Raw genomic sequence first — 25802 nt, 5'->3', positions numbered from 1 at the left:
CGGCGCGCCTGCTTCGGCAGCCGATCGTGAATTTCGCCGCGTGCGTTCACGCGGATCAGGCTGCGTGACGACCGGGCAACCGTGTACATCTCCTAGGATACCGCGTGGCGCCAGGAGTTCACGGAGCGGTGAGCAGACTCACCCGGCGCGTCGCCAGCGCACTCCGCGCAAGAGGCCCGGGAGACCGGCCGGGACACGGGCGTGAACGATGATGAGGATGTGGCCGCCGCAGCGACCACATCCTCATCTCGTGCCATCCGTGCGCCCCGGAGGGCGGCGCACTCAGACGATGCCGATACCGACCCGGCGCTGTTCCTTCGCGTCCAGCTCGACGTAGGCCAGCGACGACGAGGGCACGACGACCTGGCGTCCCTTGTCGTCGCCGAGGACGAGCGACGTGCCGTCGGAGATCGCCTTGTCCACGGCCGCCTGGATCTCGTCCGTGCTCTGATCGGAATCCAGGGTCAGCTCGCGGTTGACGTGCTTCACGCCGATGGTGATCTCCACCTGGTGGCCTCCTGCTTTCGTCTCGATGAGGGCCCGCCGCTCGTCACGAGCAGGCGGGAGCGTTGCTGCACCTCATCGTAGGTCGTGTCCGTCTGTGCTGCTGTGGCTGCCCGTGACGCACGCTCCGTAGGGGGCGCCGACGCTCCGGAGAGAAGGTCGGCAAGCGTGCCGGTCCCCGGTGGTGCGACAATGTGGGACGTGCGTGCGTCTCGTGTTGCCCTCGGAGCCCTGGCCGGCCTCGGCCTGGTGCTGCCTCTGGCGGTGCCCGCGAGCGCCGACCCCTCGATCACGGACGCCGTCTCTCCCGGCGTGACGGCCTCCGCCGGCACGGACGACGACGCGGCCCGAGAGACCCGTGATCCGCAGGACCGCGAGCAGGTGCTCGAGGACGAGGCCGGGCCCGGCGCGGACGCCGGCGCACTGTCCTGGCTGACCCGCACCCTCGAGGAGCTCGCGCTCGCGCTGCGGGCGCGGGCCGGCCTGCCGACCACCGAACCGATGCCGCAGCAGGCGTCCGGCGACCTCGAGACCATCTCCCGCAGCCCCGACCCGCCGATCATCGAGGACGGCGGCGTCGACGTCATGACCGTCCGGGTCCAGGTCGAGCGCGGCCTGACGGTGGACGGGCCCGCGTTCGCTCGCTTCGTCATGAAGGTTCTCAACGACGACCGAGGCTGGGGCCACGACGGCTCCGTCCGGTTCGTGGGCGTCGACGGCGAGACCGCCGACTTCTCCGTGGTACTGGCCTCGCCGCAACTCACCGACGAGCTCTGCGTGCCGCTCGAGACGGCAGGAAAGTACTCGTGCGGCCGGAACGGGCGCGCCGTGCTCAACGCCGTGCGCTGGTCCGAGGGAGCCGAGCCGTTCCTGAACGGCGGCGGCAACATCACCGAGTACCGCCAGTACCTGGTCAGCCACGAGGTGGGGCATCTGCTGGGCAACCCGCACGTCGACTGCCCGGCGCCGGGCGAGCCCGCCCCGATCATGGTCCAGCAGACCATCACCCTCGACGGCTGCGAACCGAACGCCTGGCCCGCCACCACCCGCTGAGACCTGCGACGGTCACGACACGTCGAGGGTCCGCCCGCGCGGCGCGCGGAGCCATGTGGGTGGCCCGTGATGACATCGTGAACATGGCGGAATCCCCTGGCGCTGCGCACACCACCACGCTGCGTCTCGCGCTGCCCGAGCAGCCGCCCGCCCCGCCGCGACTCGACGCTCAGCAGTCCGCTGCCGTGGACTGGCCCGCCGACGAGGGGCACCTCCTGGTCGTCGGCGCGCCCGGCACCGGCAAGACGACGACGGCGGTCGAGTCGTTCCTCGCCCGCGCCGCCCAGGAGCCGTCCGCCCGCCCGGGCGAGCAGGGAGTCCTGCTGCTCGTGCCGACACGGCGCGGGGCCGCCCGGGTCCGGGACGCCGTCGCCAGGCGCCTGGGCCGCACGACGACGGGCGTGCTGGTCCGTACGCCCGCCTCCTTCGCCTACTCCGTCCTGCGCATGCGGGCCACGCTGCTGGGCGAGCCCGCACCGACCCTCATCACCGGTCCCGAGCAGGACCAGATCCTCGCCGAGCTCCTCGACGGGCACCGCGCGGGCCTCGGCGCCCCCGTCCACTGGCCCGACACCATCGGTCCCGAGACGCTCGCGATGGGGGCGTTCCGGGACGAGCTGCGCGACCTCTTCATGCGCGCCGCCGAGCTCGGTCTGGGCCCCGAGGAGCTCGCCGACCGTGGCCGGCGTCACGACCGTCCCGAGTGGACGGCCGCCGCCGTCCTGCTCGAGGAGTACCAGCAGGTCACCTCGCTCGGTGAGCTGACGCCGGACCGCGGGAGCCGGCTCGACGCCGCCCGGATCGTCGACGAGGCCACCGCGGCCCTGCGTGCCTGGGAGGACGAGGTGCCGGCACACCCACGCCCGCGGTGGTCGGCGGCCGTCGTCGACGACCACCAGGACTCCACCCTCGCCACCGCGCGGCTGCTCCGGGTCCTGGCCGACGACGGGGCGCAGCTGCTCCTGCACGGCGATCCCGACGCCGGCGTCCAAGGCTTCCGCGGCGGCACCCCCGCTCTTGTCGGGCTCGCCGAGACACGTGAGGAGCTCGGCGGGTTCGAGGCCGCCCGGATCGAGCTGAGCACCGCCCACCGGCAGGACGAGGAACTCCGAGCGGTGACCATGGCGGTCACCTCGGCGATCTCCACCACCGGTACCGCCGGCCAGCGCCGCGCCACGGCGGGTCGTCAGATCGGCGACAGCGCAGCCGGAGACATCGACACCGCTGGCGCGGGCCCCGGTGCCCGGGCGGCGGGCGGCCTGGAACCGGCCGTGCTGCGCTCGCGACCCCAGGAAGGAGCCTGGATCGCTCGGCACCTGCGCGAGGAGCACCTGCGCCGCGGGACGCCCTGGTCCGAGATGGCCGTCGTCGCCCGGTCCGCCGGGCACGTCCGCGAGCTGCAGCGCTCCCTGCGGGCCTGGCGGGTCCCGGTCGGTGGGCAGGCGGCACCCGGAGTCCTGCGCGAGGAGCCGGCGGTACGTCCGCTGCTCGTCGCGCTGGCCGCCGTCCTCGCGGGCCGCCCGACGCCGGAGCAGGCCGCCGAGCTGGTGACCTCCCCGATCGGTGGTGCGGACGCCGTCGGGATGCGCGGACTCCGGCGCACCCTCCGCGGGATCGAGCGGGCCGCGGGCGGCTCACGACCGGTCGACGAGGTGCTGTCCGCCGTCGTCGCCGACCCCGAGCTCGCCGCCGGGCTGCCGGCAGGCCCCGGCGCGGTCGCCGGCCGGGTCGCCGCCGTCCTCGCCGCCGGCCGAGCGGCGCTGGCGAACGACGGCGCGACGGCGGAGACGGTCCTGTGGGCGCTGTGGGACGCCACAGACCTGTCCGAGCCGTGGCGTGAGCGCGCGCTGTCCGGCGGACCCGGCGCCGAACGGGCCGACGCGGACCTCGACGCCGTCATGGTGCTGTTCCGCGCCGCCGAGCAGTACACCGACCGCACCGTCGGGGCCGGCCCCGCCGGTTTCCTCGAGCACCTGCGCTCGCAGGACCTGCCCGCCGACAGCCTGGCCGCCCACGGCGTGCGGGGCGAGACGGTCCAGGTCCTCACCCCGGCGGGGGCCGCGGGCGAGGAGTGGCAGGTCGTGGCGGTCGCCGGCCTGCAGGAGGAGCTGTGGCCCGACCTGCGGCTGCGCGACTCCACGCTCGGGGCCGGTGCGTTGGCCGACCTCGAGGCAGGCCGCGGCAGCCCGTTCGGCACGGGCGGGAACGGCGGCGGTCACACGTTCGGCGCGGCCCGGCGGGCGGTGCTCGACGACGAGCTCCGGATGCTGGCGGTCGCGATCTCGCGGGCGAGCCGGCGACTGCTCGTCACGGCCGTCCTCGACGAGGACTCGCGTCCCTCGGCCTTCTTCGACCTGCTCGCCCCCGACCACGACCCGACCGACGTCCGCGACGTGCCGCCCGCGCTCGACCTGCGCGGACTGGTCGCCGAGCTCCGCACCGTGCTCGAGCGCCCCGTCGGCGAGACGGATGAGGCGGGCGGGGCGGACTCCCGACGCACCGAGGCCGCGGCGCTGCTCGCGCACCTCGCCGAGCAGGGCGTGCCCGGCGCCGACCCGGCAACCTGGGGCTGGCTCGAGCCGGAGAGCACCACCGAGCCGCTGCGTCCTGCGGACGCGCCGGTACCCGTGAGCCCGTCCGGGGTCGAGCAGGCCACCACCTGCGGGCTGCGCTGGGCGCTCGAGCAGGCCGGGGGACGAACGGCCGGGTCGGCGGACCAGGCGGTCGGCAACCTGGTCCACGAGATCGCCGCCGAGCACCCCCACGGGACGCTGGAGGAGCTCCGCCACGCGCTCGACGAACGGTGGGACGAGCTCGGCACGGGCGACGGCTGGGTGGGCCGTCGACGCCGCGAGCAGGCCGACAAGATGATCGAGCGGCTGGCCGCGTACGTCGCCTCCGTCCCCGGCGAGGTCGACGTGGAACGCGCCTTCGCCGTCGACGTCGGCCGGGCACGGCTCATCGGACGGATGGACCGGGTCGAGCACGTGGGCGAGGACCAGGTCCGCGTCGTCGATCTCAAGACCTCGAAGTCCCCGGTCTCCAAGGACGACGGCCAGCGCCACGCCCAGCTCGGCGTCTACCAGGTCGCGGTCGAGTCGGGCGCCTGGGGCGACGACGTTCGATCGGACGGTGCCCGGCTGGTCTACCTGGGCGCGGGCAAGCGCGGCCCCACCTCCCGCGAGCAGGACCCGATCGACCGGGCCGAGGACCCCCGGTGGGCGCACGAGCTGCTCGGCGAGGCGGCCGAGACGATGGGCGGCGCGGTCTTCGTCGCCACCGTCAACGACAAGTGCCGCACCTGTCCGGTGCGCACGTCCTGCCCGCTGCAGGAGGACGGGGGACGGGTCCGATGACCATCCGCAGCGAGCAGCTCGAGCTCTTCGGCCCCGAGCTGGGGACGTCCAAGCCCGCCGGTCCGGCGACGTACTCGGCCGCCGAGATCGCCGCCCGTCTCGACCTGCCGACGCCCACCGAGGAGCAGACCCGCGTCATCGAGGCGCCGCTCGCACCACTGCTGGTCGTCGCCGGTGCGGGATCGGGCAAGACCGAGACCATGTCCGCCCGGGTCGTCTACCTCGTCGCCAACGGCTACGTCCGCGGTGAGGAGGTCCTGGGCCTGACCTTCACCCGAAAGGCCGCCGCCGAGCTCGCCCACCGCGTCCGGGCACGGTTGCGCGGGTTGCGCGCCGCCGGGATCACGCCGCCGGAGCGCGACGAGGACCAGACGGCCGGTGCGGCGCAGACGTCGGGCCTGGACGTCGATCGGCCGCAGATCGCCACCTACAACTCCTTCGCGGGCACGCTCGCGCGGGACCACGCGCTGCGGGTCGGTGCCGACCCCGACGCACGCCTGGTCACCGAGGCCGGCGCCTGGCAGCTCGCGGACGACATCGTGCAGAACTGGCAGGAGGACCTGGACACCGAGAAGGCGGTCAGCACCGTCACCCAGGCCGTCCTCGACCTGGCGGCCGGGCTCACCGAGAACGTCCTGACGGTCGCCGAGGCACGCGCCATGCTCGCCGACCTGCGCTCGGACCTGGTCGACAAGCAGCCCGACCGGCTCAAGGCGCCCAAGGCCGACGTGCTCAAGATCGTGGCCTCCCTCGACGAGCGCGCGGCCCTCCTCGACGTCATCGAGGCCTTCGAGCAGCGCAAGCGCGACCGCGGCCTCATCAGCTTCGCCGACCAGGTCGCCCTCGCCGCCCGCGTCGCGCGTGCCGTGCCCGAGGTCGGCGCCCAGCTCCGGGCCCAGTACCGGGTGGTGCTCCTGGACGAGTTCCAGGACACCTCCGTCGCCCAGCTCGAACTGCTCGCCCACCTCTTCGGGGACGGCCACCCGGTGACCGCCGTCGGCGACCCCCACCAGGCGATCTATGGCTGGCGCGGTGCCTCGGCCGCCTCGCTCGCGCAGTTCCCGGAGCGCTTCCCACAGGCCGGGGACCGGCCCGCCGAGACGCTCGCGCTGAGCACCTCGTGGCGCAACGACCACGGCATCCTCGACGCCGCCAACGCCGTCTCCGGACCGTTGCGAGCCGGCGGTGGCCGCGGACCCGACGTCGAGGTGCCGCAGCTGCGCGCGCGGCCGGACGCGGCCCCCGGCGAGGTGAGCGGCCTCTACGTGACCGGCCAGGTCGAGGAGGCCGAGCGGGTCGCCGGCTTCCTCGCCGAACGCTGGGAGCCCGCGGGCGAGCGGACCGCCGCCGTGCTGTGCCGCAAGCGCAGCCAGTTCGCCGGCGTGGTGCGTGCCCTGGAGGACCGTGGCCTGCCGCACCGCGTAATCGGCATGGGCGGGCTGCTCGCCACGCCGGAGATCGTCGACGTGCGCGCCGCCCTGCGCGTGGCCGACGACGCCACCCGCGGTGACGCGATGGTCCGGCTGCTGACGAACCTGCGGCTCGGCGTCGCCGACCTGCACGCCCTTCAGGACTGGGCGCGGCACCTCGCCAAGCAGGCGATCGAGCCGCTCAGCGACGAGACGGACCGGCGCCTCGACGCCCGCGAGGAGGCGAGCCTCGTCGAGGCGGTCGAGCAGCCGCCCCACGCCGGCTGGACCGGCTCACGCGGGCAGACCATGAGCGAAACGGGTGCGGCACGCGTGCGCCGCCTCGGCGGCGTGCTGCGACAGATCCGGTCCCTGCGCCACCTCACGCTCCCCGAGCTGGTCGTCGCCACCGAGCAGCTGCTCGGCCTCGACATCGAGGTGGCCGTCCGTTCCGGCGGTTCCGGGGCGGGCCGTGCCGCGCTGGACGCGTTCGCCGACGTCGCCGCCTCCTTCGCCGGCGACTCCGAGCGGCCCGCCCTCGGCGCGTTCCTCAACTGGCTGGACGCCGCCGAGGAGCGTGAACGAGGCTTGGACGCCGTCGAGACCGGCGACGTCGAGCCCGACTCCGCCGTCGTGCAGGTGCTGACCGTGCACGCGGCCAAGGGGCTGGAGTGGGACGTCGTCGCCGTCCCCGGCCTCGTCGAGTCACAGTTCCCCGGTTACGACACCAGGCCCAAACCGGACCTGAGCGTCACCAGCTCGGCGTGGCTGACCGCCGTCGGCGAGCTGCCGTACCCGCTGCGCCAGGATGCCGACGCGCTGCCCGCGCTGGACGTCGCCGGCGCCGCCACGCACAGCGAGGTCGAGGAGGCCAGGGTCGCGTTCCGGGTGGCCGCCGGTCAGCACCGGGTCGCCGAGGAACGGCGCCTGGCATACGTGGCGCTCACCCGCGCGCGCCACAGCCTGCTGCTGTCCGGGTCGTGGTTCCGGGAGGGCAAGTCGACGCTGCCGCCGTCGCGGTTCCTGGCCGAGCCGCGCCGGGCCGGCCTGGTCGACGACCTCGACGAATGGGCCGCCGAGCCGCCCGACGGCGCCGAGAACCCCGGTGCCGACGCAGAGCCGGTCCAGTGGCCCTTCGACCCGCTGGGGCCACGCCGGGCTCCGCGCGAGGCAGCGGCGCAGGAGGTCCGGGCAGCCCGCGGCTCCGCCGTCGACCTCACCGCCCGGACAGGTGAGCCGGTCGTGGACCGCTGGCGTGAGGATGCCGAGCTGCTGCTGAAGGAACGTGATCGCGGCGGGCAGCGCGACGTCCCTCTTGCCGGTCACCTGTCGGCCTCCTCCGTGGTCGGCCTGGTCCAGGACCCGCGGTCCTTCGCGCGCGACCGGCGCCGGCCCGTGCCGACCGAGCCCACGGTCGTCTCCCGCCGCGGCACCCGGTTCCACCAGTGGGTCGAGCACTTCTACGGGCGGGCCGCGCTGCTGGACGTCGACGACGTCGCCGGCAGCGGGGAGGACGAGGGCACCCTCACGATCACCGACGCCGAGCTGGCGCGCCTGCAGCGCACCTTCGCGGCCTCGCAGTGGGCGAGCCGACGGCCCTCGGACATCGAGGTGGACCTCGAGACGCCGGTCGCCGGGACGATCGTGCGGTGCCGCATCGACGCCGTCTTCGAGGACGGGGGAGATGTCGAGGTGGTCGACTGGAAGACCGGTCGGCCGCCACGTGACGCCGAAGACCTGGCCGAGAAGGAGATGCAGCTCGCCCTGTACCGCCTCGCCTGGTCCCGTTCGCGGCGCATCCCGCTGGAGCGGGTCCGTGGTGCTTTCTACTACGTCGGGCACGACGAGACGGTGCGTGCCGGCGACCTCGGCGAGGAAGAGGTCATCGCGCGGATCACGCGCGCGATCGCCGCCGGCGGCTGACGGCTACGGCCGGCGGCCGATGAAGCCCAGCAGCTTGGTCTGCCAGTCGGCGTCGTCCGGGACCGGGACGCGCGGCCCGTACTGCCCGCTCGCCCGGAGCATCTCGTCCAGCGGGAGCATGCCCTCGTACATCACGCGGCAGCGCTCCGGATCGAGCCGCTCGTCCTGGCCGGTGGCCCTGGCCAGGTCCCAGGTGTGCATGAAGACGTCGGCCGTGTAGAACTGCGAGACCGCGGTACCGAGCGGCATCTCCGGCAGTCGCGGGTGCCGGAACGGGGTGTCGGTGTGCGACGGGTCGTCGAGCAGCGCCTGGACGGCGGCGCTGTGCTGGTCCCACGCCGCGACAGGATCGTCGTCCACCGACGGCACGGGCGGCAGCTCGATGCCGGTGGCGTCCGTCAGGAAGGGCGGGAACCACTCCACGAGGTGCCGGACGACGTCGCGAGCCGTCCACTCGGGCACCGGGGACCGGTTGTCCCAGGAGGCCGCCGTGGCGCCGTGCACGCGTGCGGTGAAGCCTGCCGCGATCTGTCGGTACTCGTCCGCCGGGGCAGTGTCCTCGGCCCCAATGTTGTCAACCATGAGGTTGATCACAGCACCGAGAGCGGCGCTTGTCAACCAGGTGGTTGTCAACGGGCCGCGTCAGCGTGTCTCGCTGTCGTCCTCACGCTCCGCGAGGAAGTCCGGCAGCTTCGTGCCCAGGTGCAGGTCCTCGGTCGCACCCGCGGAGTCCGGCTCGACCGGCGCGTCGTCACCGTCCGGTTCCGTGTCGGGCTGCTCGGCATCCGGGTCGTCGGCTTCGGGGTCGTCGCCCACAGCCTCGTCCGGCTCGTCGATCTGGCCCGCAGCGTCTGTCTCGTCCGGTTCGTAGGCCCAGCCAGGGGCCGGTTCGCGAGCCCCGATCTCGGGGGCGTCGGTGACCTCGTCGGCCAGCTGGTGGAGCATCTCGGTCGCGTCCTCGACGACCGTGGCCTCGCCAGTGCGCACGCCGTGGAGCAGCCACCGCGCGAGGGCGAGCTCGGAGACCAGCAGGGCGCGCTCCATGAGCGTCTCGTCGGCGCTCTCAGTGCGCGCGAGTGCGTACGCCTCCTCGATGGCGTCGAGGGACTCCTCGGGCGCCGACGCCTGCAGCCACGCCAGGTCCTCGGCCGGGTCACCCACGTGGGCGTCGGTGAGGCCGAGCATCGCGCTGACCCTGCCGTCGGTGACGAGGACGTGCTCGGGGGCGAGGTCTCCGTGCACGGGCGTCGGGCGAAATCGCCACAGCTTGACGTCCTCGAGGGCGTGCTCCCACCGGTTCAGGAGTGCGGCCGGCACCCGGCCGGTGCGGGCGGCCTCGTCCACCTCGGCGAGGCGGCGCTTGCGGTAGGCGTCGGGGTCGTAGACCGGCAGGCCCGCATCGGCGATCACGGCGGCGTCGAGCTCGTGGAACGCGGCGATGGCGCGCCCGAGCGCGGCGGAGAGCCCGGGCCCGGCCGTGAGCTCCTCGAGCTCCAGGGGTCGGCCGACGAGCGCGCGGTGGACCATGGCCCGGCCGCCCTCGGGCAGCTCGGCGAAACCGACCGGACGGGCGACGTCGAACGGCAGCCGGCCCTCGTCGACCTCCCTGACGAGCTGGGACAGCAGGGCGACCTCGCCCTCCAGGGCGGCACCGGCCGCCGTCGTCAGGGGTGCGCGCACCACCCAGCTGCGGCCTCCGGCGTCGAGCAGGCCGGTGGTCTGGTACTCGCTCGACGTGGCCTGGGGTGGCCGCGTCGCCACCACGTCCAGGCCGGGAACGGCCGTGGTGGCGAGGGCGGCGAGAGCGAGTGCTGAACGGACCACACGGCCAACCTAGAACGCGCCGGGGTGCGGGACCAGGCGCACGCGCCGTGGAGGGGTGAGCTCTTCGCGGTACGTACGGCCTGCAGGCTCCCGCCCGACGGCGGATCTGCTCCCGGCCGGCGGGCACGAACGGGTGCACCCGGCCGCGGTGACCCCGAGACGAGTGCTCGGAGCCACCACGCCACCGGCCCGGGGACCCGACGGCCCGGGCGGAACACCTCCCCGGGTGCTGAGTTCCGCCCGGGCGACGCACCCGGCCGATCCTGCTGTTCAGGTGCGCTGGATCTCGACGGGTACCGGGTTGCTCACGATGTCCACCACGGGCGAGGTTCGTCGCACGTGGGCGATGAGCTCCGCGACCTTGTCGTCGGGGGCGTCGGTGTCGATGCGGCAGGTCACCCGGATGCCGTGGAAGCCGGCCCGGGTGTCCTCGGAGAGCCCCAGGAAGCCGTGCAGGTCGAGATCGCCCTCCAGCTCGATCTCGAGGTGACGTACCTCGATGTCCTGCGCGGCGGCGTTGTAGGCGACGCCGACGGCCAGGCAGGAGCCCAGCGCGTGCAGCACGGTCTCGACGGCGTTCGGGGCGTGGTTGGTGCCCAGCAGCACCGGAGGCTCGTCGCCCTCGAGCACGAATGGGTTGCCGCGCGAGTCGTCTTCGCGCCCGGCGCCCCAGAAGCCCTGGACGGAGGTGCGCGAGCGGCCCCCGTCGAGCCAGGTGTTGGTCGCCCGGAAGGTGAAGTTCGCCAGCGACGGGTCGTCCTGGATCGCGCCGACCGTCTGGGTCAGCTGCTCGACGTTCACCCCGTTGCGGGTCGGCTGGCCGGTGATGGACATGATCCTTCCTCTCTGTGTGGTGGTTGCTGAGGTCGAGCGGGGGCTCAGACGCGCCGGCCCCAGGTGACGGCGTGCATGGGTGTGAGCGCGACGTGGCCGACGTCGGTGAAGCCGTGGCGGGCGAGCAGCTCGTCGTAGGTGCTTCGGGGAAGGAGCTGATCGTCGATCTGCGCCTCGAAGAACTGAATGCCCGACATCACCCGCCCGGGTGGTGTCTGCAGCGCCTCCTCGTTGTCCGCGAAGGGGAAGTCGGAGATGACGAACCACCCGCCGGGTTCCAGCGTGTCGTGCACGCGGCGCGTCACCTCGTCGATGTCGCGGCACTCGTGCATCGAGATGTTGTTGATGACCACGGCGGCGGGGCGGTCGAGCGTCATCTCCTCCAGCGGGCTGCGGACCAGCTCGACCTGGTCGAGCCCGGCCGCGGCGACGGCGGCACGCGCCTGGTCGAGCGAGTGCACGTCCCCGTCCACGCCGACGAGCTCGCAGCGTGGGTAGTGCTCGGCCAGACGGAGCAACCCGGTACCCGTGCCGCAGGCGGTGTCGACGACGCGGCAGCCGTCCCGGAGCCGCTCGGCCAGGCCGGGGACCTGGTCCAGACCTGCGGGGACGAGCCGCGTGTAGAAGGGACGCCCGGAGCCGGACACCGCGCGGATCCATTCGGGGCTGGTGTCCTCCCACCACATGCGTTCACCGCTCGCCAGGGTCTGCTCGAAGCGCTCGAAGATCTCGGGCTGCAGCAGCACCGAGAAGACCGCGCCCATGTAGGCGGGCGAGTCGCGGTCGAGCAGCAGGGTCGCCATGTGCGGTGCGAGCCGGTAACGGGCGTCGCGGGACAGGGCGGTGCCGCCGTTGTCGTCGCGCTCGAGCACACCGGCGGCGAGCGTGCCGCGGCACCAGACCCACACGTAGAAGGGATCGAGGCGGCACCGTTCGGCCAGCTCGTCGGCAGTCAGACCCGGTGCGTCGGCCAGCTCGGCGAGCAGGCCTGCGCGCAGCCCGAGGCCGATGCAGCGGTGCGCGACGTAGCCGGCTATGTGGCCGAGCAGCTTCGGGGCCTGATCGGCGATGGCCGGCTCGGTCGTCGGCTCAGCAGTCATGGTGGTGCTCCTTCGCCTCGTCGCGTCCGGTGAGCGGTTCCACGGTCGTCCTGTGCCGGCTGCGGCGCCATACGCAGATCTGCGTACGCACCAAGGACGGTGTCTGCGGCTCACGATCGTGGCACCATGGAGGCAGCACGAACCGGGACGGTGGAGCGATGACCGGTACCGCGACGGAGCGGGTCTGGGGGCCGGACGAGTGGTGGGACCTGCGCGAGGTCCCGCGGGACGTCGGGCCCGCCGTCGGTCTGCCCGTACGGTCGCTCGAGTCAGTGCGCAGCGTGTCGCCCGGTGACGCCCCGGTCGAGGTGGAGCCCATGGTGGCGATGAGGAGCCGACGGCGGTGAGGTCCACGACCTCGCGGCGTTCCGGACGTGTCGAGCTGGCGGAGCTGGCCGAGGCGTTCCACGAGGCCGAGCGGGCACCGGCACCCGGTCGGGGCCTGCCGCGGTCCTTGCTGTGCTCCCTCGCGAACGTGCTGCGCTCGGACGTCGCGACCTTCCGCGCAGTCGACAGCCTGCGTGAGACCTGCCGGTGGAGCCAGGACCTCGAGGGTGGCAGCGTCCGCGTGTTCGGCGGTGTCGGTCCGGGGCCCGACGTCCTCCCCGGCACGCCACCCTTCTGGAGGCACTTCTGGGACTTCGAGCCCTGCAGCTATCCGGACCGCACCGGCGACACGGCGAGCGTCACCATCGCCACGGACTTCCTCAGCAGCCGGCAGCTCCACGCGAGCCCCATGTACGTCGAGTACTTCAAACCCCTGGGACTCGAGCACCATGCCCTGCTCGTGCTGCCGGACGGCGCGACCGGCAGCACGATCCGGCTGTGCCTCAGTCGCGCTGCCGGCCCGGACTTCACCGAGGGAGACCGGTTCCTGCTCGGGCTGCTGCGCCCGCACGTCGCCCGCATCTATCGGCGGGGTTGCCAGCAGACGCCCGGGCGCGCCAACGGCGGACCGGCCCTGACGGCACGGCAGCGCCAGGTGCTGGGCCTGGTGCGGCAAGGGGCGACGAACGCGGCGATCGCGCGTCGGCTCGGGATCGCCGAGGGCACCGTGCGCAAGCACGTCGAGAACATCCACGCCACGCTCGGCGTCTCCTCGCGCACGGCCGCCGTCGCCGTCGCGGACGACGTGCTCTGGCGGACCACCTCGACTCGGCCTTGAGGAGCCTGCGGATCGTGCTCGTCCACAGGGCTGAGACGGCGGCTATGCGCAATCTCACAGTTCGCGTATGTTGCCCGTCTACGGATTACACCACTTGGCGAGCTGGCGCAGGGAGCAGCAGGCATGGACGAGGGCGTCGCGCTGCTCGAGGGAGAGGTGCGTGAGCTCGTCCGCCGCCGCGGAGTCGATCCGGCACGCGACACGGACGGTGTGCGTGCGCTGGCTACGGCGGCGATCGCCGATTACGACGACCGTTCGGTGGCCGGGCTCGTCCCGCCGCTGACGGATCCCGACGGTGCGGTCACCGAGGTGGTCAACGCCGTCGCCGGTCTCGGCCCCCTGCAGCGCTATCTGGATGATCCTGAGATCGAGGAGATCTGGATCAACGAACCGGGCAAGTTTCGTTAGCGCTGTCCTTGCGCCGGTGGACATCGTTGAGCGGCGCCCACGTCGACGCGACGTCGCCGCGAGGATCACCGCGGCTGTGCTGGCGATATACGGGGGATGCTCGCCCACGGACTGATCCCAGGACTTTCCGCCGGACCGCGCCCTAGGCTTCGGAACACGGACGAGCGGGCGCGGCCAGTATCCGGGGTCTTCTGGACGAAGTGGTCCTACCCGCTGGTCGCTGTGATCTTTGGTGGGCAGACACGATGACATGGCAAGCACAGCAGCACGAATACTCGGCAGAGCCAGCAGGTACGCCGGCTGATGACAGCTCACACGAGGAGACGACTCGCAAGAAGCGTCCATGGCGCCGACGGCTTCTCCTCGCGGTGGCCTTCCTCCTGGCCTTCTTCCTCGGCTTCGGCGCCGGCAGCACTCCGGTCGACGTGACGGCCACCGGGGAGTACATGGCTCTTGAGGATGAGCTCGAACAGGCGCAAGAGGAACTGACCTCCACGAGTAGCAAGTTGGAAACTGCGAATCGGCAACTGGAGGACGCCCAGGCGGCGGTGGAAACCGCTGAGGCGGAGCTGGCTGAGGGGGAAGCAGCCCTGGCCAAGCGAGAGGAAGACCTCGCCGCGCGGGAAGCCGAGGATGAAGCCAGAACCGCAGCGCTTGATCAACGCGAAGCGGAGATCCAACAACGAGAAGAAGCCGCCGCCGCGGCACCCGAGCCAGAGCCGGAGCCCGAGCCAGCACCAGCGCCAGAGCCAGCACCGGCGAACGTCTACTACGACAACTGTGACGCTGCTCGAGCTGCCGGCGCGGACCCCGTCTACGCCGGAGACCCCGGCTACGGGTCCCATCTCGATCGTGACGGCGACGGCGTCGGCTGCGAGTAGGGCGTTGTGTCAGTCGACGTTCCGGGCGTCTGCGAGCGTAGTTAACGTCGGGCGACGTGCTCGAGCCGGATCCACGCGGCGGTGAGCAGGTTGCGTGGGTCCGAGACGTCGACGAGGACGAGACTGTGCGTCCAGGCGGTGGCGACCGTGGCCCGGCGCTCGACGCCGTCACGCTCCCAATCGATCCGGGCCGTCACCGGGATGGCTCTCGAGCGCGGCTGAACCTGGTTGGCACGGGGTGGGCGTTCAGGATCCGTTGACGTCCCTCGTTCCAGGCCAGGACTCGCATCTCGGGCACGTGCTCATGGTCGCGCCGACCGCAGACACACCAACGCCCCCGCCCACCCGGTGAGGGTGGACGGGGGCTCTGTGTGGGGTGCTGACGTAGCGGGGGGTGAAACGCCAGCGCCTCTGGAATGAAAACTAGCCCTGGTCGCTCAGGTCGGGCTCTAGGCCGCCTCGGAACGTCCACAGGATCTGCTCAGCATCTGGCCAGACGGAAGAGCGTCTAACTCATTCACCTCGCCGCGGCCGCTCGGCGGACCTGACCTTGGCGGCCCACTCGCGGTCGGCCGTGTCACACTCGTTGGCGCAATAGCGGGCGGCGACACCTTCCCTGGGGCAGTGGTCGCACTGGGGGTGCATCGTCACTACGCCTCGTGCCAGCCGGGCAGGTTGACCACCTCTGCATGTGTGGTGGACGGCCCTTCCTTCGTGGCGGCGTTCGCGATGAGCGCCTTGAGGATCGCGAGGACGGCACCGCCGGCGACGAACCCTCCGACCTCGACGAAGTCCACCTCTAGGACGTTGAGCTGTTCCGCGCCGAGGACGACGATGGCGGACTGTGCGGCGGTGGCGATCGCTCGCTCGGCGGTGGCCTTCCAGAACTGGCCGGTCCAGATACTCATGAGTCAGGCTCCCTTCTTGGCCTCGGCCGAAATGGCGTCGAGTACTTCCTTGGACGCGGCCTGGGACGAGGGACGCACGGCCAGGTCGAGGAGCACGTCGTACTCGCGGGCCGGCAGGTTGTCCTTGATGTCGAGGCCCTTGAGCGTCAGGGCGGCCTTGAGTTGCTCGTCGTTCTGGAGGACCTTGGCGTAGCCGGGAGCGGCAGATGCTCGTCGACGCCTACCTCGAGGCCGAGGGTGGCGCCTAGCGCCCCCAGGTGATCTGGACGGACTCCGGATCGAACACGCCGCCACGCCCCGGGCCCACGCGATCGACTCGCAGCTCGATGCCCAGGGCGGTCAGGATCCGGCGCCGTGTCTCCACGTCAGCGGAGTCCCACGCGTCAGCAGCGCCGGGTCCGGCGAAGGCCGCGAGACCCTCTGCGGGCAGCGCCGTCCGCAGCCGTGCGTGCTCGGCGGTGATCTGTGGTCGGACGCGGTCGGTGATCCTGGCCATCTGCTCGCCGGTGATGATGTCGTCCGCGTACTGGTCCGCCGCGAGGGCGAGTTTCGCCTGCAGTGCGTCGATCCGTTCCCGCGCCGCCGCGGCGATGTCCGGGTCTCCGCCGAGGACGCGGACACCGTCGCGTTCGAGGACGCCGATGGCCACGCGGGTGACGAGGTCGTCGATGTCGTCCATGCCTCGGGAGACGCGCATGCAGCCGGCGTGGGGGCATTTGTAGGAGCGGGGGTAGGTGCGGGTCTGGATACCCGGCCCGGAGGCGCGGCGGACGCGGATCTTGTAGGTGTGCTCGGCCACGCCGACCATGGGTCGGGCGCACTCGCCGCAGGCTGCGATCGACGTCAGCAGGTATTTGATGGCGGTGCCGCGGTTGTTGCTCCTGCGTGCCGGATCGGTCAGCGTGGCGACGACGCGATCGTGGGTCTCTCGATCGATGATTGGCTTCCACTGGCCGGTCGCGACCGGGGTGCCGTTGTGTGTGCGGACGCCGCAGTTCCGCCAGCGCAGCAGCATGCGCCGCAGCGTCTGCGTCTGCCACGGCCCACCCGTGGTGGTCGTGACGCCGCGGCTGGTTAGGTCGTTCCGGATCCGCCACAGTCCCTCGCCGGCGAGCACCCGCGACACGCACTCACGGACCACGGCGGCCTCGGCCTGGTTGATGGTGAGGCCGGTGGGGGCGAGGTCCCATCCGAACGGGCGGCGCCCATTGTGGGCTCCCTGAGCGGCGAGCTCGGCATGCTTGCGACGCAGCCGCCGGGCCGACTGCTCAACCTCGTAGCGCGCAACGGTGCCCTTCATCCTGGCGAGCATGCGGCCCTGCTCAGTGGCGAGATCGATGTCGCCTCCGACGGACGCGAGCCTGAGGCCAGCGCGGTCGGCGTGGTCGATGACGTCCTCAAGCTCACGGGGCGTTCGAGTGAGTCGGTCGACGTCCCACACGACGACCGCGTCGAGGTGCCCCTCGGCGACGTCGCGCATCATGCGCTGGTACGCCGGCCGCCTTCCCGGTGGACGCGGAGACGTCGTTGTCCTCGTAGACCTCAGCCACGGTCCAGCCCAGGCTCTCAGCCAGGGCGGTGCCCCCGTGAGCGTCCTGCTCGGCCCAGGTCAGGGCGGGGACAACCCGAACCTGTGGCCGCTGCTGGACCAGCGCCGGGCCGAGACCGGCCGGTCCCTGGCCGGGGCGTTCCAGCTGCTCGCGGACAAGGCCTACTCCCACGACTCGACCCGAGCCAGGCTGCGCTGGATGCGGATCGCGCACACCATCCCCGAACGCCGCGACCAGATCGCGCGCCGCAAGGTCAAGGGCGCGGCCGGCGGCAGACCACCGAAGTTCGAACCCGCCCTCTACAGCGAACGCAACACCGTCGAACGAGGCTTCAACCGCCTCAAACAGTGGCGCGCGATCGCTACCCGCTACGACAAGTACGCGCTGACCTTCCTCGGCGGCGTGCTCTTGGCTGCCACCGTCACCTACCACCGCACGCACCGATAAACAGACACGCCCTAGTCACCGACGATTGCAGAGGTGTCTGCGTCAGAAAGCATGTAGGCGTCGGAGATCAGCCGATTCACCTGTGCCTGCAGCACCTCCATGCGGCCGAGGAGCGTCGTGCGCAGCGCTGCGTCGGTCTCGGTGCGGAGTCGGACAACTATCGATTGCACCTCCTCCACGTCCTCCTCGATAGCTTGCTGTTGCGCGTCGTCCAACGTTGGGATTGGCACCGACGCCATGAACGCCTTGCGGTGGACTATGTACGCACCTAAGTAAGCCCGACCGCGTGAAGCCACGTAGGCGTCAACAGCAGGATGGGACATCAGGGCCTGTATGACACGGATCGAGTATGGGCAAGCGCTGTCGGGACGGAGGAGGTAGTAGGGGCCGCCATCGCCACCACCAGGGACCACCAGTCCCGCCTCATCGAACATGTACTGCGGAGCACGGGACAGCACACGGACGATGAGCTTCGGCTCGTCAAGCTTGGTCAGTGACTGGGACCTGCCGTAGGCCCAGAAGGATGGTCCTGGGTCAGGCGAGACGTTCCGTCCGGTTGTCAGGGTTCGGCGATGAGCCATCAGATAGTCGAGCGCTTTCGGGAAGCGTGCCCGCATGGTCGCTTCGTCGTATACCGTTGCAGTGCCACGCTTTCGGCCTGGTGCAGGTGGCTGAACGTCGTACGGGAAGATGACGTAAGAGTCGGGGATCGGGTCTTGTCCGTAGGGCTCGAAGGTCCGATCCTTCACCGCTGGACGAAGAATGCCCCACTCGACCTCTTGACGGGCTCCGTTGATGTCGATGAAGACGGCGACTTCGTCCGTCGATCTGCTCTGGTCAGGGTGGATGAAGAAGATGCCGTCGGCAGACGTCTGGACGCCCACGAAGATGTTGACCCATCCATCGTCTCCGAGCCGAGCGACTGCCGTCTGCTCCATCTTCTCGAAAACCTTGGTGCGTGCTTCGGTAGCAACAGGCCATGGCGCAGCTGTCAGATCTGCCCGGTCGACTCGCACGGTAGAGCAGGCTCTCGAGTCTTGCCATGCATCAAGATCGCTGACGATGGAGAACTCGGCAGGCTCGTCTGTCTTCGGCCCTGCCATTACGTACGCGGTGTACGTCATCCGGCCGTCGAAGACTTGCTGGTCGCCGAAGTGCACGAGCCTAGAGAGGCGAGGACCGAGGACGCTGCGCATGGTTGCGGCGGGCACCAAGTTCGTAAACCTGTTGGGCACGATGTAGGCGAACCGGCCGTCCTCCTTGAGGAACTGAAAAGCGCGTTCAACAAACAGCTGGTAGACGTCGAAGTTGTGGGATTGGGCCGATCCGTACCCACTCCGGGCGTCCTGGAAGTAGTCGAGCTGGTCAGGCATGAACTCGGCCAGCACCTGGATGCGGATGTACGGCGGGTTTCCTACCACGACATCGAACCCACCAGCCGCGCACACCGATTGGAAGGCCGCTGAAAGGTCGAGGGGAGCCACCGCCGAGCGGCGTTCAGGGGTCATGGCAGCCGTTGGAACAACGCGATCGAACTTCGGCTCGATCAGGGAGTTGCCGACGATCAGGTTGTGGGAGAGGTCAGGCAGGAGGCCACGGTCGCGAGATGGGTCCACAACTTCCTCACCCAACACAGTGAGAAGGATCGACAGCCTAGTTACCTCGACAGCCGCTCCGTCGATGTCGACGCCGTACAGGTGGTTCTGCGCTAGTGCTGCGCGTTCTACCAGACCGACGTGGCGTCCAGCTTCCTCCTCGGCTTCGATGAGTCGGTTCATCGCCTCGATCAGGAACGGCCCGGAACCGCAGGCAAGATCGACCAGGGACAGCCCGGCCGGCACAGGCAGCCCACGGGTGAGCTTGTCCTCCAGCGCATAGTCGACCAGATCCTCGACAACCCAAGCGGGCGTAGCGACGATGCCGCCTGCGTGGGTCAGCTCGGGCTTCTCTTCGAGTCGTACCTGGCCGTGGGTGTCGATCTGCACTCGCTCCGCCAGGTACTGCTCGTAGACAGCTGCCAGAACGTCTGGCTGCAAGACACCGAACGCGAACTTGCTGTGCGGCCAGTACATCTCCCGGATGATCGAGGCGACGGCCGTCGAGGTGTAGTTCGTGGTCTGAAGGACGTCGAAGAGCCCCGCATTGAACGCCCGATCGGCATCCCGGAAGGCGTCCAGCAGCATGTTCCCTTGAGCCGACTTCAGGAGCGCCTCGTACTGCCCGATGTTTCGGTCCTCGCACACGCGGAGGAACAGCAATGCGTTGAGGAGCCGCTGGGTTCTACGGCCCACCTCGTCGGCCAACAGACCGGGGTTCGTGGAAGCGATGTCGCGGGCCAGCTTGAGTCGCCACGAGCGGAACTGCTCCAGGAAACTTCTGTCGAACGGTGACGTTCCCCGCCGTGGCTCACTGAAGGAGTACATCGCGTAGTAGTCGTCACTCGTCACCGACTCGTACGAGAGCAACGTCCACAGGTCGTCAAACCGTGGGACGTACTGATCGACAGTGAACCTTCCGTCAGGGACGACCGCGACGTCGGGGCCATCCTCGGGGGAGGGCGCGAACGTCGTGTCGTACACAACGGTCTCGGCCATGTTCGTCAGAGTTGCAGCGGGCAGTGACAAGGACCATCCGTAGGAGCGAGTCTGCCGCGCGGCAGCAGCAGCCGAAGCGAGCGGTACCGATGGCTTCTTAGCCTCGACCGGCAGTCGGTCCTTGCCGTTTAGACGAAGGCGGTAGTCGGGGCGGCCCCCAACGTCACTCTCGCTGATGCGTTCGAGCACGACATCACGGAGGATCTGGGGCTGACCTGCGAGATTGTGTACGTCCCACCCGAGGATCGTCAGGAAGCGGTCGATGAACTGTCCGCGTGCCTCGGTCTCGGTGTAACGAGAGTTGGAGGCCTCCAAGTCACTGGCCTGCTGCTGGTACTCATCGACCAGCGCAGCCATCTGTTCCTTGGCCTCGATCTTCGACGGTCGTAGGAACGGCACAGAACTGACCGTATTGGGTCGGGGCTGGCAGCCCTCGTTGGCACGCCGGAGACGCCAGTACCGAGATCGTCAGTGCTCTGCGCGATGATGAGCCGTATGGCGACACAGTTCACGGCGAAGGCGGCTCCTGAGGGCGACAAGCTGCGGGGTGGGTACTACACCCCGGAGCCAATCGCTCGCTTCATCACTGACTGGGTGAGTGCCGCCGGATCCAAGGTTCTGGAGCCTGCCTGCGGCGACGGAGCCATCCTGGAGCACTTGGTCAGAGCTGCCAGCATTGACCAAGTGACCGCCGTCGAGCTGATCCCCGAGGAGGCGGCGAAGGCGGCGAGCATCGGTGCAGACGTGGAGGTGTCTGACTTCTTCGCCTGGTTGACGCCCCAGCGTCAGGCGACCTTCGACGGAGTCGCCGGCAATCCGCCGTACATCCGTTTCGGATCTTGGGATCCGAGTTCGCGCGAGCTTGCCCTTGATCTGATGCGCACCCAGGGCATGCGCCCGACCAAGCTCACCAACGCATGGGTCCCGTTCGTTGTGGGTTCTCTACTTGCGGTGAGGTCCGGTGGACGTGTCGGCCTTGTTCTCCCAGCGGAACTCCTTCAGGTGGGGTACGCGGCAGCCCTCCGTTCCTACTTGGTCGACAACTGCTCAAGCATCACGGTGGTCGCCTTCAAACAACTGGTCTTTCCAGGCATCCTGCAGGAGGTCGTGCTGTTGCTCGCCGAGCGCGGTGACGGACCAGCTGTGATCCGGACAGTCGAGCTGACAGATGCTACGAATCTAGATGCCTTCTGGGAGACGGATACCTCCGCTGTTCGAGCTCCGCTGCATGACTCGGAGAAGTGGACGAAGTACTTCCTCGACACTGAAGCCATCGAGCTGCTGCGTAGCGTGAGAAGAGACCACCGCCTGACTCCACTGGGCACATACGCCGACGTGAACGTCGGTGTGGTCACAGGACGCAACTCGTTCTTCTGCATGACCAAATCAGAAGTTGACCACCGGGGACTTGCAGACTTCACCATGCCTCTGGTTGCTCGAAGCACCCAGGTGGGCGGTCTGCATTTCACGAACGAGGACTTGGATGAGCAGGATGGCACGACGGCTCGGACGCGCCTTCTTACGGTGTCTCAAGACGTCGACCTCGAGAAGCATCCCCAACTCGCTAGCTACCTCGCAGCCGGTGAGGGAGCTGGCGTACCCCAGGGATACAAATGCCGTATCCGCCGAGCCTGGTGGGAGGTGCCCTCGTTGTGGGCTCCTGACGGGTTCATGCTGCGTCAGATATCAACTCACCCACGCTTGATCGCAAACAGCGCCGGTGCGACGAGCACAGACACCGTCCATCGGGTTCGCGTCAAGGACGGTGTCGACATGAAGCGCCTAGCTGTCGGCGCGTTCAACTCGGCAACATTCGCCCTCTCGGAAGTGCTGGGCCGTAGTTACGGTGGAGGCATCCTCGAACTCGAGCCCAGTGAGTGTGGGCTCTTGCCCGTTGTGGACCCGACAGTCGTCTCTGACACGCTGCACCAGAAGGTGGACGAACTGGTTCGGGAACGACGGTTTGAAGACGCACTCGATCTGGTTGACGAGAGAGTGCTCGTCGAGAGCCTCGGGTTCCGTCCTGAAGAAGTTGCGGCTTTGCGCCGAGCATGGGTGCAGCTGCGCGATCGACGCGCAGCTCGGTCGAAGCGCGCCTAAACACGACGAAGCGCCCTGGTGGTTGAACCAGGGCGCTTCGTACCGCGGAGGTGGTTATTCGCTGCGGCCTGCGACTTGATGTCGCGGAACTCATCCCAGTCGCTGTCGTTGCCGATGAGGGCGTGGGCTCGATACCCCGCTCATCTGCATCACGAACCACACTCGGACTTCTTCCTCCGATAGTGCCTTGATCTCTACGGACATTGGTTGTTCACCTCCTCAAGGTGGTCTGCTACACACCGTGACGGTTGCGCTCCTGGCGTCCACCCCTCCTCAAGCGGTGGCGTCCACAAGGTTGCCGTAGAGCTCAAGGAAGACCTCGACAAGGTTGTCAGTGTCCTCGGCTGTCGTCGTCAGCACGGCGTGCTTGCTGGGGGTGACGATGATCCACGCTTTGTGTGGGTTCTCGTCGGCTCGATGCCTCTCGCGGATCGCCTCGACAACGTCTGCATCGAGCGGACGCAGGAGATCCTCGAGCCAGAGCGGAAAGCTCGTCAGAGGTGAACGGCTGCTCCTTGGCTGGCTGTCCGACGGCGAGCCACGCAGTGTGCCGCTTCCACACGCACTCGAAGCGTTCCGTGCGGAGCGTGCCGAACGCCTGCATGGGTGCGCCGGCGGTGAAGGCACCAGGAACGCCAGACCGGGGATCACGGACTCGATGGCTTATTCATGAGTCGTCATGGCCCCATGGTGCTGGCTTCTCGGTGAGCTGCGAACCGGATAAACGCAGGAGTGGCTACACCTACCGTGGCACGGGTAGATCCCGAAGAGTGGCTGTCGTGACTCGTTCGTCCTCCTGGATCGGAGCTTGAGTGTCTGGCGAACCGACCAACTGGTCACGCATCGACCGACGCCTGCCCAGATCCTGGCTGCCCGTACCCTGGTCCGGGAGCACCGTGGACGACTACCTCGCCTCCGTGCCCGGCCCGGTGGTCGGCCAGTTCGAGGAGCTGGCCGTCGCGGAGCCCACCGGCACGCCTGACGGGACCACGGCGGAGGTCACGCTCGTCGCCCGCTCGCGTCCGCCGCTCGTCCCGTGGGCCTTGGTGCCGTGGAGCGACGGCATCACGCTCCGCGTGACGGCCGGCGCCCGTGCGGACTGATGTCCGTCGGCGCCGCCGTACGGTCCCGAGAACAGCCGCCGTCGCGGCGTTGCCCGACACAATGGAGTCATGCCGAGCCAGCAGCAAGACCTCGTCGCCGTCGCGAACGAGCTCTACGGCCTGCCGCTCGGCGACTTCATCTCCACGCGCAACGCTCGCGCCAAGGGGGTCCGCAAGGAGGGGAACACCGACCTCGCCTGGGCCATCCAGGGCCTGGCCAAGCCGTCGGTCGCCGCCTGGCTGGCCAATCTCATGGTCCGGCAGATGGAGGACGAGGTCGATCAGATCCTCGAGCTCGGCGAGACGCTGCGCCAGGCCCAGGACGAGCTCGACGCCGCGCAGCTCCGGGCCCTAGGCCAGCAGCGCCGCAAGCTGCTCTCCGCCGTCGTCGGGAAGGCGCGAGACCTTGCCGAGGAGGAGGGCCAGAAGGTGAGCGCCGGAGTCGCCGAGCAGACGGCGGACACCCTCCAGGCCGCGATGGCCGACGAAGACGCCGCGGCCGCGCTGCGCACCGGCTTCCTGGTCCAACCCATGGAGAGCAGCGGATTCGACTCCGTCGACCTCGGCGGCGTGCTCGCGGTCCCGGACGCACTGGGGGAGCGGGGCGGGGGCGCCAAGCCGGCGAAGGGCGGGCGCAAGAAGAAGGGCAGCAAGGCGAAGAAGGACTCCGCCAGGGCGAAGGAAGAGGCCGCCGAGCGCCGCGCCGCGCTCGAACGAGCCAAGGAGGCGCTCGCGGAGGCGGAGCGGACGGCAAAATCGGCCTCGCGCGAGCAGCGCAAGCACGAGGAGAAGGTCTCCAAGCTCGAGGCCCGTGCGCTTCAGCTCAGGTCGGAGATCGAGGAGCTCCGGCGTCAGCTCGTCGAACGCGAGCAGACGCTCATGAGTGCCGAGGACGGGCTCGAGGCTGCCGAGGACGACCGCGACTCGGCAGTCTCCGCGGCCGAGGAGGCGCGTGACGCCGTCGAGGAGGCCCGCAGGACGCTGGCGCGCCTCGAGGACAAGGACTGACCGACCGGTGGCGCGACTTCGGCAGGTAAGGCCTTCCGGATCCACACCACAGAACAGGGGGCCGCTGCCCCTCACGCGATAGCGGAGCACTTCCGACAGGCTCTACCTGCTAGAAGTGCTCCGCTGAGCGAGCCGGCTCTCGAATCGGTCCTTCGCGTCGCGAGTCCCGCGCCTGGGCCGAGGTTAGGCGGCGACCTTGGAGCGGCGGCGACGGGTCTTGCTGCGGCCCGCCGGGCGGGTGGCCGCGCTCGGCGCCGCACGCTCGGGGAAGGCTTCCAGGTCGACCGAGGAGTCGTCCACGGTCGCGCCCGCGGGTGAGATCACCGACCGGCGCGCGGACCGGCGGAAGCGCTTCTCGGCGAGCTCCGCGGCGCGCTGGCGGGCGGCGCGCAGCCTGCGCTCCAGGATGTGGCGGCGCAGCGCCACGATGGCGACGAACCCGATTCCGATCCAGATGAAGTTGGCGACGGCCGACGGCCACGCACCGCTCGCCGCGGAGCTGGCGCCGACCGCCAGCGCCCCGGTGACGTTGAGGGTCTGATAGGTCAGCGATGCGGGCAGCATGCGACCACTGGAGATGCGGGCGTAGGCGAAGAGGTGGACGGCGACGCCGATCCAACCGAGGGAAGCGACAACGGAAACGAGGAACTCAGGCACACCACCATCCTGAGGCCCTGACGAGTAAAGTTCAATCGAACGTCGCTGCATCCGGAGTACAGTTATGCTTCATGGATATCGACCCACGCAGACTTGGCGTTCTCTTGGCCGTCAGCAGGTCGGGAGGAGTGCTTGCGGCCGCCGATGTGCTCCGCGTGAGCCCGTCCGCCGTTTCGCAGCAAATCGCGCGTCTGGAGGCGGAGACCGGGGTCACAGTTCTCGACCGGCAGCCGTCCGGTGCGGTCCTCACCTCGGCGGGCCGCCTGCTCGCCGAGGTCGCCGAACGCATCGAGGCCGAGCTCGGTGAAACTCGCCGGGCACTGGCAGAACTGGGGGGTGACGTCTCGGGCGTCGTCGTGGTCGGCGCCTTCCAGACAGTGATCCGTGCGGTCCTCGTCCCGCTGCTCGAAGAGCTCGAGCAGGCACTGCCCGGCATCGACCTCATCGTGCACGAGGTGGCCGAGGAGCACGGCCAGCGGGCGCTGCGGCGGGGTGAGCTCGACCTGCTCGTCACGGAACAGGACGTCGCAGTCCCCACCACGGCGCCCTCCGGAACGTTCGACGTGCCGTTCCTGGACGAGCCGTGGGTGGTGGCCATCCCCGCCACCGACGCCGCGCCGACCGGCCTGCTCGATCTCTCCGACCGGGCCTGGCTGATGCCGGGACAGAGCGGCGCGACCTCCCGAGCGCTCAGCCGGCTGGCCACCGAGATGTCCCTCACCCGGAGGGCCGCGCACACCTACCGGGACTTCGACGTCGCCCTCTCGATGGTGGCCGGCGGCCTCGGCATCGCCCTGCTGCCCGAGCTGGCCATCCGCAGGCAGCTGCCCGAGAACGCGCAGTGGGTCGCCCTGCCCGGGCTCGGTTTTCGGCGACTGTTCGTCCGGCACCGCGTCACGCGTACCGAGCCACGGGCCGCGACGCTCGCCGTGCTCGAGCAGATGGTGCGGGTGGCGGCCGCCCTCGAGCCGCTGTGAG

At 70.1% G+C, this 25802-nt stretch carries 21 protein-coding genes and 1 pseudogene; 12 read left to right on the top strand and 10 right to left on the bottom strand.

The genetic code is table 11. The features are described from left to right. Window positions 1-282: 282 nt before the first annotated feature. On the bottom strand, window positions 283-507 hold the full coding sequence (locus tag ABD907_RS02565; RefSeq protein ID WP_345214922.1) for a DUF3107 domain-containing protein: 225 nt from the start codon (window positions 505-507) through the stop codon (window positions 283-285). 198 nt (window positions 508-705) lie between these two features. Between ABD907_RS02565 and ABD907_RS02560 the strand changes: the two genes are divergently transcribed. Genes ABD907_RS02560 through ABD907_RS02550 form a run of 3 tightly spaced genes read left to right on the top strand, consistent with a single transcriptional unit; the run spans window position 706 to window position 8245 of the window. Next, on the top strand, window positions 706-1557 hold the full coding sequence (locus tag ABD907_RS02560) for a DUF3152 domain-containing protein (protein WP_345214921.1): 852 nt from the start codon (window positions 706-708) through the stop codon (window positions 1555-1557). A 59-nt stretch (window positions 1558-1616) separates the two neighbouring features. Next, entirely contained in the window at window positions 1617-4913 is a 3297-nt protein-coding gene (locus tag ABD907_RS02555) for an ATP-dependent helicase (RefSeq protein ID WP_345214920.1), read from the top strand. Then, a complete protein-coding gene (locus ABD907_RS02550) occupies window positions 4910-8245 on the top strand; it encodes an ATP-dependent helicase (protein WP_345214919.1) in 3336 nt (1111 codons plus the stop codon). The genes ABD907_RS02555 and ABD907_RS02550 overlap by 4 nt, the downstream gene beginning before the upstream one ends. 3 nt (window positions 8246-8248) lie before the next feature. Here ABD907_RS02550 and ABD907_RS02545 read toward each other — a convergent pair whose 3' ends face one another. The 4 genes from ABD907_RS02545 to ABD907_RS02530 all read right to left on the bottom strand — a co-directional run bounded on the left by ABD907_RS02545 (window position 8249) and on the right by ABD907_RS02530 (window position 12003). Further along, complete coding sequence (locus tag ABD907_RS02545) at window positions 8249-8827, bottom strand: TIGR03086 family metal-binding protein (RefSeq protein ID WP_345214918.1); 579 nt, start codon at window positions 8825-8827, stop codon at window positions 8249-8251. Between the two features lie 60 nt (window positions 8828-8887). Further along, window positions 8888-10069 (bottom strand): phosphotransferase, encoded by a 1182-nt coding sequence (locus ABD907_RS02540; RefSeq protein WP_345214917.1) that lies wholly within the window; start codon window positions 10067-10069, stop codon window positions 8888-8890. A gap of 270 nt (window positions 10070-10339) precedes the next feature. Continuing rightward, complete coding sequence (locus ABD907_RS02535) at window positions 10340-10903, bottom strand: OsmC family protein (RefSeq protein WP_345214916.1); 564 nt, start codon at window positions 10901-10903, stop codon at window positions 10340-10342. Between the two features lie 44 nt (window positions 10904-10947). Next, complete coding sequence (locus tag ABD907_RS02530; RefSeq protein ID WP_345214915.1) at window positions 10948-12003, bottom strand: class I SAM-dependent methyltransferase; 1056 nt, start codon at window positions 12001-12003, stop codon at window positions 10948-10950. A gap of 158 nt (window positions 12004-12161) precedes the next feature. On the opposite strand from ABD907_RS02530, the gene ABD907_RS02525 reads away from it, so the two are divergent. The 4 genes from ABD907_RS02525 (at window position 12162) to ABD907_RS02510 (ending at window position 14457) form a co-directional block, all read left to right on the top strand. Further along, window positions 12162-12350: a hypothetical protein gene (locus tag ABD907_RS02525; protein WP_345214914.1), complete on the top strand. Its 189-nt coding sequence runs from the start codon at window positions 12162-12164 to the stop codon at window positions 12348-12350. Continuing rightward, complete coding sequence (locus tag ABD907_RS02520) at window positions 12347-13168, top strand: helix-turn-helix transcriptional regulator (protein ID WP_345214913.1); 822 nt, start codon at window positions 12347-12349, stop codon at window positions 13166-13168. The genes ABD907_RS02525 and ABD907_RS02520 overlap by 4 nt, the downstream gene beginning before the upstream one ends. 123 nt (window positions 13169-13291) lie before the next feature. Then, window positions 13292-13576 carry a hypothetical protein gene (locus ABD907_RS02515; protein ID WP_345214912.1) on the top strand — a complete coding sequence of 95 codons (285 nt, stop codon included), beginning with the start codon at window positions 13292-13294 and terminating at the stop codon, window positions 13574-13576. A gap of 245 nt (window positions 13577-13821) precedes the next feature. Continuing rightward, window positions 13822-14457, top strand: a complete 636-nt coding sequence (locus tag ABD907_RS02510; protein WP_345214911.1) for an excalibur calcium-binding domain-containing protein — start codon at window positions 13822-13824, stop codon at window positions 14455-14457. A gap of 41 nt (window positions 14458-14498) precedes the next feature. Here ABD907_RS02510 and ABD907_RS02505 read toward each other — a convergent pair whose 3' ends face one another. The 3 genes from ABD907_RS02505 to ABD907_RS02495 all read right to left on the bottom strand — a co-directional run bounded on the left by ABD907_RS02505 (window position 14499) and on the right by ABD907_RS02495 (window position 16911). Next, a complete protein-coding gene (locus tag ABD907_RS02505) occupies window positions 14499-14654 on the bottom strand; it encodes a hypothetical protein (protein WP_345214910.1) in 156 nt (51 codons plus the stop codon). Window positions 14655-15107: 453 nt separating this feature from the next. Further along, complete coding sequence (locus ABD907_RS02500) at window positions 15108-15365, bottom strand: holin (RefSeq protein ID WP_345214909.1); 258 nt, start codon at window positions 15363-15365, stop codon at window positions 15108-15110. Between the two features lie 244 nt (window positions 15366-15609). Further along, on the bottom strand, window positions 15610-16911 hold the full coding sequence (locus ABD907_RS02495; RefSeq protein WP_345215411.1) for a recombinase family protein: 1302 nt from the start codon (window positions 16909-16911) through the stop codon (window positions 15610-15612). A 25-nt stretch (window positions 16912-16936) separates the two neighbouring features. Here ABD907_RS02495 and ABD907_RS02490 point away from each other — a divergent pair. Further along, window positions 16937-17362, top strand: a pseudogene (locus ABD907_RS02490) (transposase); the annotation flags it as partial. Window positions 17363-17373: 11 nt separating this feature from the next. On the opposite strand, the gene ABD907_RS02485 reads toward ABD907_RS02490, so the two are convergent. Then, on the bottom strand, window positions 17374-20355 hold the full coding sequence (locus ABD907_RS02485) for an Eco57I restriction-modification methylase domain-containing protein (RefSeq protein WP_345214908.1): 2982 nt from the start codon (window positions 20353-20355) through the stop codon (window positions 17374-17376). Between the two features lie 96 nt (window positions 20356-20451). Between ABD907_RS02485 and ABD907_RS02480 the strand changes: the two genes are divergently transcribed. From ABD907_RS02480 to ABD907_RS02470, 3 genes are all read left to right on the top strand, one after another. Next, window positions 20452-22056 carry an N-6 DNA methylase gene (locus ABD907_RS02480; RefSeq protein WP_345214907.1) on the top strand — a complete coding sequence of 535 codons (1605 nt, stop codon included), beginning with the start codon at window positions 20452-20454 and terminating at the stop codon, window positions 22054-22056. A gap of 812 nt (window positions 22057-22868) precedes the next feature. Further along, window positions 22869-23159: a hypothetical protein gene (locus tag ABD907_RS02475; protein ID WP_345214906.1), complete on the top strand. Its 291-nt coding sequence runs from the start codon at window positions 22869-22871 to the stop codon at window positions 23157-23159. Between the two features lie 69 nt (window positions 23160-23228). Continuing rightward, window positions 23229-24167 (top strand): hypothetical protein, encoded by a 939-nt coding sequence (locus ABD907_RS02470; RefSeq protein ID WP_345214905.1) that lies wholly within the window; start codon window positions 23229-23231, stop codon window positions 24165-24167. A 183-nt stretch (window positions 24168-24350) separates the two neighbouring features. Here the strand turns inward: ABD907_RS02470 and ABD907_RS02465 are convergent, their stop codons facing one another. Next, window positions 24351-24824 carry a CBU_0592 family membrane protein gene (locus ABD907_RS02465; protein WP_345214904.1) on the bottom strand — a complete coding sequence of 158 codons (474 nt, stop codon included), beginning with the start codon at window positions 24822-24824 and terminating at the stop codon, window positions 24351-24353. A gap of 71 nt (window positions 24825-24895) precedes the next feature. Between ABD907_RS02465 and ABD907_RS02460 the strand changes: the two genes are divergently transcribed. Beyond that, window positions 24896-25801: a LysR family transcriptional regulator gene (locus tag ABD907_RS02460; RefSeq protein ID WP_345214903.1), complete on the top strand. Its 906-nt coding sequence runs from the start codon at window positions 24896-24898 to the stop codon at window positions 25799-25801. Window position 25802 lies beyond the last annotated feature (1 nt).

The organism is Georgenia halophila (assembly GCF_039541595.1).
This window is presented reverse-complemented; position numbering and strand designations above follow the sequence as displayed.

Excerpts from the sequence above, each read along its gene's own strand:
- ABD907_RS02515 (WP_345214912.1), top strand. The coding sequence starts at position 13,292 with ATGGACGAGGGCGTCGCGCTGCTCGAGGGAGAGGTGCGTGAGCTCGTC.
- ABD907_RS02525 (WP_345214914.1), top strand. The coding sequence starts at position 12,162 with ATGACCGGTACCGCGACGGAGCGGGTCTGGGGGCCGGACGAGTGGTGG.
- ABD907_RS02470 (WP_345214905.1), top strand. The coding sequence starts at position 23,229 with ATGCCGAGCCAGCAGCAAGACCTCGTCGCCGTCGCGAACGAGCTCTAC.
- ABD907_RS02500 (WP_345214909.1), bottom strand. The coding sequence starts at position 15,365 with ATGAGTATCTGGACCGGCCAGTTCTGGAAGGCCACCGCCGAGCGAGCG.
- ABD907_RS02510 (WP_345214911.1), top strand. The coding sequence starts at position 13,822 with ATGACATGGCAAGCACAGCAGCACGAATACTCGGCAGAGCCAGCAGGT.
- ABD907_RS02460 (WP_345214903.1), top strand. The coding sequence starts at position 24,896 with ATGGATATCGACCCACGCAGACTTGGCGTTCTCTTGGCCGTCAGCAGG.
- ABD907_RS02545 (WP_345214918.1), bottom strand. The coding sequence starts at position 8,827 with ATGGTTGACAACATTGGGGCCGAGGACACTGCCCCGGCGGACGAGTAC.
- ABD907_RS02535 (WP_345214916.1), bottom strand. The coding sequence starts at position 10,903 with ATGTCCATCACCGGCCAGCCGACCCGCAACGGGGTGAACGTCGAGCAG.
- ABD907_RS02530 (WP_345214915.1), bottom strand. The coding sequence starts at position 12,003 with ATGACTGCTGAGCCGACGACCGAGCCGGCCATCGCCGATCAGGCCCCG.
- ABD907_RS02480 (WP_345214907.1), top strand. The coding sequence starts at position 20,452 with ATGGCGACACAGTTCACGGCGAAGGCGGCTCCTGAGGGCGACAAGCTG.
- ABD907_RS02550 (WP_345214919.1), top strand. The coding sequence starts at position 4,910 with ATGACCATCCGCAGCGAGCAGCTCGAGCTCTTCGGCCCCGAGCTGGGG.